The following is a 7,539-nucleotide window of genomic DNA, read 5'->3' on the forward strand; positions in this document are numbered from 1 at the left end:
GGCGGTCCACCCCGAGGGCGTGCAGCAGGACCAGCGGCTCGCGCTCCTCCGCCCCCTCGGCCGGCCGGTCGACCACCCGGGTGGTGTGGGCGCCGACGGCGACGTCGTGTTCGGGCGGGACCTGCCGCAGCCCCATCGCACCGACGGCCTGCAGGGCGCGGGGGAAGCCGACGTAGGCCTGCAGGTGGTGCACGAGCAGGGCCAGCTCCGAATCGTCGATGCCGGCGTTGCGGGCGGCCGCGGTGTGCACCGCGAGCTGCGGCCCCGTGTCGCCGAGCGCGATGAGCGCGGCGAGGGTGGCGATCTCCCGTTCGGGGCGGCCGAGGCCGCTCTCGCCCAGGACGTCGGCGAAGCCCGCCGCCAGGGCGTCGGCGGTGCGGGGTGCGACGCGCTCCAACGCGTCGAGGGCCTCCGCACGGCCGCCGAGCAGGGCGGCCATCTCACGGGCGGCACGGGCGGGGACGTCTGCGGGCATGGCACGTGCTCCTCGTGGTGGGGACCGACGGAGTGCGCCGAGTCGGGGAGGTTTCGGGCCGACGGGGCGCCCAGGCGTCACACGCCCCTCTCCCCCGTTCCCCCGCAGAACGGTCCGCAACCCGGGGCCCGAAGGGTGGGGAACCGGCGACGTCGAGGAACGCCCTCCCGTCGGCCGTGGTGGCGGTCCTGCCCTCGACTGGCATCCCACTCTCGAGCAGGCGGGCAAGCCGTGGCGAGGCCGCCGGGATCACCCGTTGAAGGCCTTCTCCAGCTCGGCGATGTGGAGCCTCTTCATGGTGAACAGAACCTGGCTCACGCGCTCCACGCGCGCGCCGTCCGGGTCCCCCATCATCTCCAGCAGCACCTTGGGGACGACCTGCCAGGACAGGCCGTACCTGTCCTTGAGCCAGCCGCACGGCCCCTCCTCACCGCCGTCGGCGGTCAGGCGGTCCCAGTAGTAGTCGACCTCGTCCTGATCATCGCAGTGGATCTGGAAGGAGACGGCCTCGCTGAAGGTGAACTGCGGGCCGCCGTTGAGGGCGACGAACTTCTCGCCCTTGATGGTGAAGTCGACGACCATGACCTCGCCGGTGGGCCCGGGACCGGCCTCAGGGTGGCGGACGATCGACCCGAGGGCGGAGTCCGGGAAGACCGAGGTGTAGTAGTGGGCCGCCTCCTCCGCCTGGCCGTCGAACCACAGGCAGGTGGTGAATCCGTCGCCGCTCATGCCGGCCTCCTCGGTGGACCGCGCCCGCCTCGTGCGCGCACTCACCTGTACAGACCGGAGTGCTCCCCGGAACTCACCGGTGGCGGAGAGGGGGCCTCCGGCGGCGGGGCGGGGGGGGGGNCTCGGCCGCCCGGACGGCGCCGGTGACCTCGCCGAAGCCGATCACCGTCCCGCCGGGGCCGGGAGCCGTGGCGCTGATGGAGACCGAGTCACCGTCCTCCAGGAACGCGCGCTCGGTCCCGTCGGGCAGCTTGAGGGGCTCTCTCCCTCCCCACGTCATCTCCAGCAGGCACCCCCGCTGTCCCGCTTCGGGCCCGCTGACCGTCCCCGAGGCGTAGATGTCGCCGGTGCGCAGCGAGGCGCCGTTGACCGTCATGTGCGCCAGCTGCTGGGCCGGCGTCCAGTACATCTGGGCGAAAGGCGGCCGGGCGACCACGTGCCCGTTGATCCGCACCTCCAGGGCGAGGTCGAGCCCCCAGGGCTCGCCCTTGGCGTCGCGCAGGTACTCCAGGGGCTCCGGGTCGCGGGCGGGGGGCTCGACCCGTGCCGCCTCGAGCGCCTGGAGCGGAACGACCCACGGCGAGACCGACGTGGCGAAGGACTTGCCCAGGAACGGCCCCAGCGGCACGTACTCCCAGGCCTGGAGGTCGCGCGCCGACCAGTCGTTGACCAGGAACACCCCGAAGACGTGGTCGGCGAAGTCCGCGACGGGCACGCGCCCGCCGCGGGCGCTCGGTCTGCCGACGACGAAGCCCACCTCCGCCTCGATGTCCAGGCGTCGCGAGGGCCCGAAGACGGGGGCGGGGTCGTTCGGGGACTTGCGCTGCCCGCAGGGGCGCGACACGGGGGTCCCCGAGGGCACGACGGTCCCGGCCCGCCCGTGGTAGCCGATGGGCAGGTGTTTCCAGTTCGGGGTCAGGGGCGCGGAATCGGGCCGGAAGATGCGCCCCACGTTGGTGGCGTGGTGCTCCGACGAGTAGAAGTCGACGTAGTCGCCGACGGTGAAGGGCATGTGCAGCCGAACACGGTCGCGCCTGAAGAGGTGGGGGCGGATCTCCTCGGCGCGCGCGGGGTCGGTGAGCCAGCGCAGCACGGTCGAGCGCACCTGTTCCCACACGGGCCGCCCCGCCGCCAGCAGCCCGTCGAGGGAGGGACCCGAGACCGCGGCGGCGAAGGGGGACCCGGCCGTGCGCGCCGCCGCTCCCAGGTCGAGCACGTGGTCCCCGACCGCCACGCCCGTGCGCGGGCCGGGGCCGCCGGGGTCGCTGAACACCCCGTAGGGCAGGTTGTGCAGGCCGAACGGCGAGTCCGGAGCGATGTCGAGCCAGCTGTCGGGCACCTTGCGGTCCTCCTGGTGTCGTCGGGGCGGCCCGTCCCCGGAGTCCTCCAAGGACGGGCCGCGGTGTTCGGGCGTCGCGTGTTCAGGCGTCGTCGGGCAGTAGTCCCAGCGCGTCCAGGTCTTCCAGGGGCTCGTCCACGCTGCAGGTGCCGAAACCGGTGAAGGCGGCGCGCAGTGCGCGGGAGCGCCGTTCGTCGCCGAGGACGCCCTGGGCCTCCCGGGCGAGGCTCTTGCCGTCGCGTTCGGCGAGCACGCTTTCGGCCTGGGCGGCGCGCGCGCCGCCCAGGAGCGCGTCGACCGCCATGAGCACGTTGAGGAAGCCGTGGTGCTCGAATCCGGTCTCGGCGGAGGTGTGCCGGACGGCGTTGTGCAGCCCGGCCGTGCATTTCGCGGGGACCCCGGCCGCCACGGCCGCGGCGAGGGCGGCGGCGAGTTCGGCCTCCGAGGGGAAGGCGTCGGCGCGGACCCCGCCGGTGCGGAACTTGGCGCGGTGTCCGGCCTCGGCCAGGGCGGCCACCGCCGGGGACCGGTCACCGCCGCGGGGCACCTCGACGTGGCCGTGCGCCCCTTGAGGCAGGTGGTCGGTCAGGGCCGCGGCGGCGGCGAGCACTCCCGCGGAGGGCTCCCCGGGGGCCGCTGCGACCTCGGCGCCGACGACCCGCACCCCGGGCATGCGCCCGGCGCGCTGGAGCGCCGGGCCGACGCCCGCCGGCCCGCCGGGGACGGTCACGGTCACCTCCAGCGGCGCCTCCGTGCGCGCGGGCGTGCCGGCGCGCTCGGCCTCCCGGGCGAGGGCGGCCTCCAGGTCGCCGAGCCAGGCGTCGGCCACGATGAACGGACCGACGTAGTCCGCCCGGCTCCCCCGCCGCAGGGCGCGGTGGCGCGGCAGCGCCTCGGCCATCGGGGCGTCGCCCGGCGGGAAGAGCGCGGCGTCGTCGAGCATGCGGGCGAACAGCGGGGGCGCGCTCATCCCCTCGGCCCCCGCCCCGCCCAGGTCCAGGCGTAGGAGGGGTCCTCGGCCGCGGCCCCGCCCTCGCCGAGGTCCAGCGGGCGGAAGGTGTCGACCATCACCGCCAGCTCGTCGAAGGCCTGGACGCCGACGCTGCGCTCGTAGGCGCCGGGCTGGGGGCCGTGCGAGTGCCCGCCCGGGTGCAGCGACACCGACCCCTGGCCGATGCCCGAGCCCTTGCGCGCCTCGTAGTCGCCCCCGCAGTAGAACATGACCTCGTCGGAGTCGACGTTGGAGTGGTAATAGGGCACCGGGATCGACTCGGGATGGTAGTCCACCTTGCGCGGCACGAAGTTGCACACCACGAAGTTGTGGCCCTCGAAGACCTGGTGGACCGGCGGCGGCTGGTGGACGCGGCCGGTGATCGGCTGGAAGTCGGCGACGTTGAAGGCGTACGGGTACAGGCAGCCGTCCCAGCCCACGACGTCGAAGGGATGGTGGGGATAAGTGTAGCGGGTGCCGGTGACGCCGCCCGGGCCGTTGCCCCGGTGCTTGATGAGCACGTCCACGTCGGTGCCCTCCAGGAGCAGTGGCTCGCCCGGCCCGCGCAGGTCGCGCTCGCAGTAGGGGGCGTGCTCGAGGAACTGGCCGTAGCGGGACAGGTAGCGCTTGGGCGGGGCGATGTGGCTGTTGGCCTCGATGGCGTAGGCCCGCAGCGGCTCCTCGCCCTCGGGGACCCACCGGTGGGTGGTCCCCCGGGGGATGACGATGTAGTCCCCCGGCCCGGCGTGCAGTTCCCCGAAGACCGTCTGGACCGCGGCCCGCCCGGATTCCACGTACACGCATTCGTCCCCGATGGAGTTGCGGTACAGCTCCGATGCGGTCCCCGCGGCCACGTAGGAGATGCGCACGTCGTCGTTGCCCAGGGCGAGCCTGCGCCCGGTGACGGCGTCGGTGTTCTTCCACTCGTCGCCGAAGAGGGTGTGCAGCTTGAGGTGGCGCGGGACCAGCGGCGCGTTGGCGGTGCGGGTCTGGTCGGGCACCTCCCATTCGCGGGCGTCCACGATCGCCGAGGGGATGTGCCGGTGGTAGAGCAGTGAGGAGTCCGAGGAGAAGCCTTCCTCCCCCATCAGTTCCTCGTAGTACAGGCCCCCGTCGGGGTTGTGGTGCCGGGTGTGCCGCGTGCGCGGCACCTCACCCACTCGCCGGTAGTACGCCATCGGAGATCTCCTCTCTGGGTGCGTGGGCGTCCGCCGCCGCAGGGGCGCCCAGGGCGGTGCGCACGGCCGCGGCGATCGCCGCGGGGTCGGAGGCGTCGACCACGGCGGCGATGTGGGCGTCGGGCCGCAGGAGCCAGGCCTCACCCGGGCCCGGTTCCAGGGCACGGGTGAGGGCGCCGTCGGTGTCGATGTCGGTCAGGCCGTAGGCCGCCACGGGGGCACGGGTGGCGGATTCGGCGGCGGCGAGGACCGCTGCGGGGTGCCCGGGTGCGGACACCAGGAAGATGAGGCCTTCGCGCGCCAAGGGGCGCAGGCGTTCGGCGTCGGGGCGGTCAGGGACGGTGACCGGGGCGTCGGGCACGAGCACCCCCGGGCCGGGGTCGGGGTCGGTGCCCCGGGGCGGCCGCCCGCCGAAGACGCGTTCGGGGTGGGGGGTGGTGAGCGGGGAGTCGGTGTACCAGAAGGGTTCCGCGAGCCGGCCGGAGTCGACCTGGTCGCGCGCCTGCGGGTCGGTGAGGGCGCGCCGCAGGACGCTCTCCCGGTGCGCCTTCTCCGCCGGTCCGGGCGGGACCAGGAAGCGCATGGTGGCGGAGGTGACGTCGGCGTTCTCCTGCGCCGCGGCGCCGCGTTCCGCGGCGTAGCTGTCCAGGAGGGCCTCTTCGCCGCCCCAGCCCCGCAGGGCGAAGGCGATCTTCCAGGCGGCGTTCTCGGCGTCCTGCACCCCGGAGTTGAGGCCGCGCGCGCCGAAGGGGGCCACCAGGTGCGCGCTGTCGCCGGCCAGCAGCACCCGTCCGGCGCGCATCCGGTCGGCCACCCGGGTGTGGAAGCGGTAGACCGAGCGCCACACGACCTCGTAGCGGCGGTCGCCGATGATCTGGCGCACCCTCCGGTCGAGCCCGCCGTCGGCCTCCTCGCGCTCCAGGTCGAAGTCGGGCGGCACCTGCCAGTCGATGCGGAACACCGACCCGGGGCAGGGGTGGATGAGCACCTGGCGGCCGGGGTTCCAGGCGGGGTCGAAGTAGAAGCGGCGCTCGCGCTCCCAGCCGGGCAGGTCGGCGCGGATGTCGCAGATGAGGAACCGGTCCTCGAAGCTGCTGCCGCGCAGGTCGGCGCCGAGGGCCCGGCGCACCCCGGTGCCGTGGGCGCCGGTGCAGGCCACCGCGTAGGCGCCGCGCAGGCGGACGGTGCCCTCGTCGGTCGCGCAGACCGCGGTGACCCCCTCGGCGTCCTGCTCCACCGCGGTGACCTCGTGTCCCCAGCGCACGGGGATGCCCGCGCGCTCCAGGGCGCCGTCGAGGATCTCCTCGGTGCGGGCCTGGGAGATGTTGACGAAGGGCGGCAGGGGGCTGGCGCCGCGGTCGCGCAGGCGCACCGCGAACAGTTCGTCGCCTCGGTAGAAGGTGCGGGCGGTGTCCCAGGTCAGGCCCTCCTCGGCGACGGCCCCGGCACCGACGCCCTCCCAGATGTCCAGCACGTCGCGCTGCTGGACGATGGCCTTGGACCCGACCGGGTCGCGTTCGGGGCTCCGGTCGAGCAGGACCGCCTCCAGGCCCCAGTGGGCCAGCAGGAGTGCGGCGGTCTGCCCGACGGGCCCGGCGCCCAGGACGAGGACCGGGGCGCCGGGGCACGGGGGGTGGTGTCGGTTCGGCATGGGGGGTGGCCTCCGTCAGTCCTGCAGCCGGGCCCAGACTTCGCGGTCGCGCTCGGCGGTCCAGATGACGGGCCGCTCGATGCCGGAGAGCTCGTCCCACAGTCGGGAGACGTCGAAGGGCAGGCAGTGCTCGAAGATGGGCCAGTGGCCGTAGTCGGGGGCCAGCGCGGCGTGGGCGGCCTCGAAGGCCTCCTTGAGGGTGCCGCCGCGCGCGTGCACCTCGCCGACCCGCTCCAGCATGACCGTGAGGAAGGCGCGGGTCTGCTCGACGGCGGCGTCGACGGCGGCGCGCCCGCGGGTGACCGGTCCGCGCCCGCCGATGAGCATCTCGGCGCCGAAGGAGGCGACGCGGTCGAGGGTGGTGGAGGCCCACTCGCGGTGGAAGGCGTCCCCGGTGTACAGGGCGGCCTCGGCCTCCACCAGGTCGCCCGCGTACAGGATGCGGTGGCGGGGCAGCCAGGCGACGATGTCGCCCTCGGTGTGGCCGCGCCCCAGGTGCTCCAGGACCAGCTCCCCGCGGTCGCCGCCCAGGTCGATCGTCATGCGGTCGGCGAAGGTGACGGTGGGCCAGGTGAGGCCGGGGACCGACTGGGGGTCCTTGGCCAGGCGCGGCATGCGGCCGAACTCGCTGGCCCAGTCCTCCTTGCCGCGCTCGGCGATGAGCCCGCGCGTCTTCTCATGGGCGACGATCGCGTCGGCGCCGAAGGCGCTGGCGCCCAGGACCCGCACCGCGTGGTAGTGGGAGAGCACCAGGTAGCGGATGGGCTTGCCGGTGTGCTCGCGCAGCCGGGCCAGCCACTCCTTCGCGGCGGTGGGGGTGGCCATCGCCTCGAAGCAGACGAGGAAGTCCTCGCCCTCGATCGCGCCGATGTTGGGGTCGCCCTGGGCGGTGAGCGCGTAGACGCCGTCCGCCAGGACTTCGAGGGTCTGCTCCTTCTCCTCCAGGTCGGCCGATGACGCGAACGGCTTGGCCATTGCGGGTCCTCCTGTCCAGGGCCGCGTTCTGCGCGGCCGCGGGGGTCGCGGCGGTGAGGCGCGGATCACGCCCGAGACCCAAGGTGGCACCGGTCACACCCATAGGTAAAGCACAAGAAACCTCGGTTTCTCATTTGCGAAAGTTATGTGGGGGACGACCAGCCGGGTTCTCCGCGGCGGCGGCCCGGCACAGCGGCGGGG

7 protein-coding genes are annotated in these 7,539 nt (G+C 74.3%); all 7 read right to left on the reverse strand.

What is annotated here, in order from left to right:
• The coding region (locus D450_RS0106500; protein WP_017537869.1) for a carboxymuconolactone decarboxylase family protein at positions 1 to 475 on the reverse strand (475 nt) is incomplete at its 3' end.
• 249 nt (positions 476 to 724) lie between these two features.
• Entirely contained in the window at positions 725 to 1,204 is a 480-nt protein-coding gene (locus D450_RS0106505) for a VOC family protein (protein WP_017537870.1), read from the reverse strand.
• Between the two features lie 73 nt (positions 1,205 to 1,277).
• Positions 1,278 to 2,543 carry a fumarylacetoacetase gene (gene fahA, locus D450_RS0106510; RefSeq protein ID WP_017537871.1) on the reverse strand — a complete coding sequence of 422 codons (1,266 nt, stop codon included), beginning with the start codon at positions 2,541 to 2,543 and terminating at the stop codon, positions 1,278 to 1,280.
• Positions 2,544 to 2,625: 82 nt separating this feature from the next.
• The gene (locus D450_RS0106515; protein WP_017537872.1) at positions 2,626 to 3,513 is read right to left on the reverse strand and encodes a hypothetical protein; all 888 of its coding nucleotides are present in this window, start codon (positions 3,511 to 3,513) and stop codon (positions 2,626 to 2,628) included.
• Positions 3,510 to 4,712 carry a homogentisate 1,2-dioxygenase gene (locus D450_RS0106520; RefSeq protein ID WP_026128414.1) on the reverse strand — a complete coding sequence of 401 codons (1,203 nt, stop codon included), beginning with the start codon at positions 4,710 to 4,712 and terminating at the stop codon, positions 3,510 to 3,512. The genes D450_RS0106515 and D450_RS0106520 overlap by 4 nt, the downstream gene beginning before the upstream one ends.
• Entirely contained in the window at positions 4,687 to 6,363 is a 1,677-nt protein-coding gene (locus tag D450_RS0106525; RefSeq protein ID WP_017537874.1) for an FAD-dependent monooxygenase, read from the reverse strand. Before D450_RS0106525 ends, D450_RS0106520 begins: the two co-directional genes overlap by 26 nt.
• A 15-nt stretch (positions 6,364 to 6,378) precedes the next feature.
• A complete protein-coding gene (locus D450_RS0106530; RefSeq protein ID WP_017537875.1) occupies positions 6,379 to 7,338 on the reverse strand; it encodes an MBL fold metallo-hydrolase in 960 nt (319 codons plus the stop codon).
• Positions 7,339 to 7,539 lie beyond the last annotated feature (201 nt).

It is taken from the genome of Nocardiopsis halophila DSM 44494 (genome assembly GCF_000341245.1).
Lineage (GTDB): Bacteria > Actinomycetota > Actinomycetes > Streptosporangiales > Streptosporangiaceae > Nocardiopsis_A > Nocardiopsis_A halophila.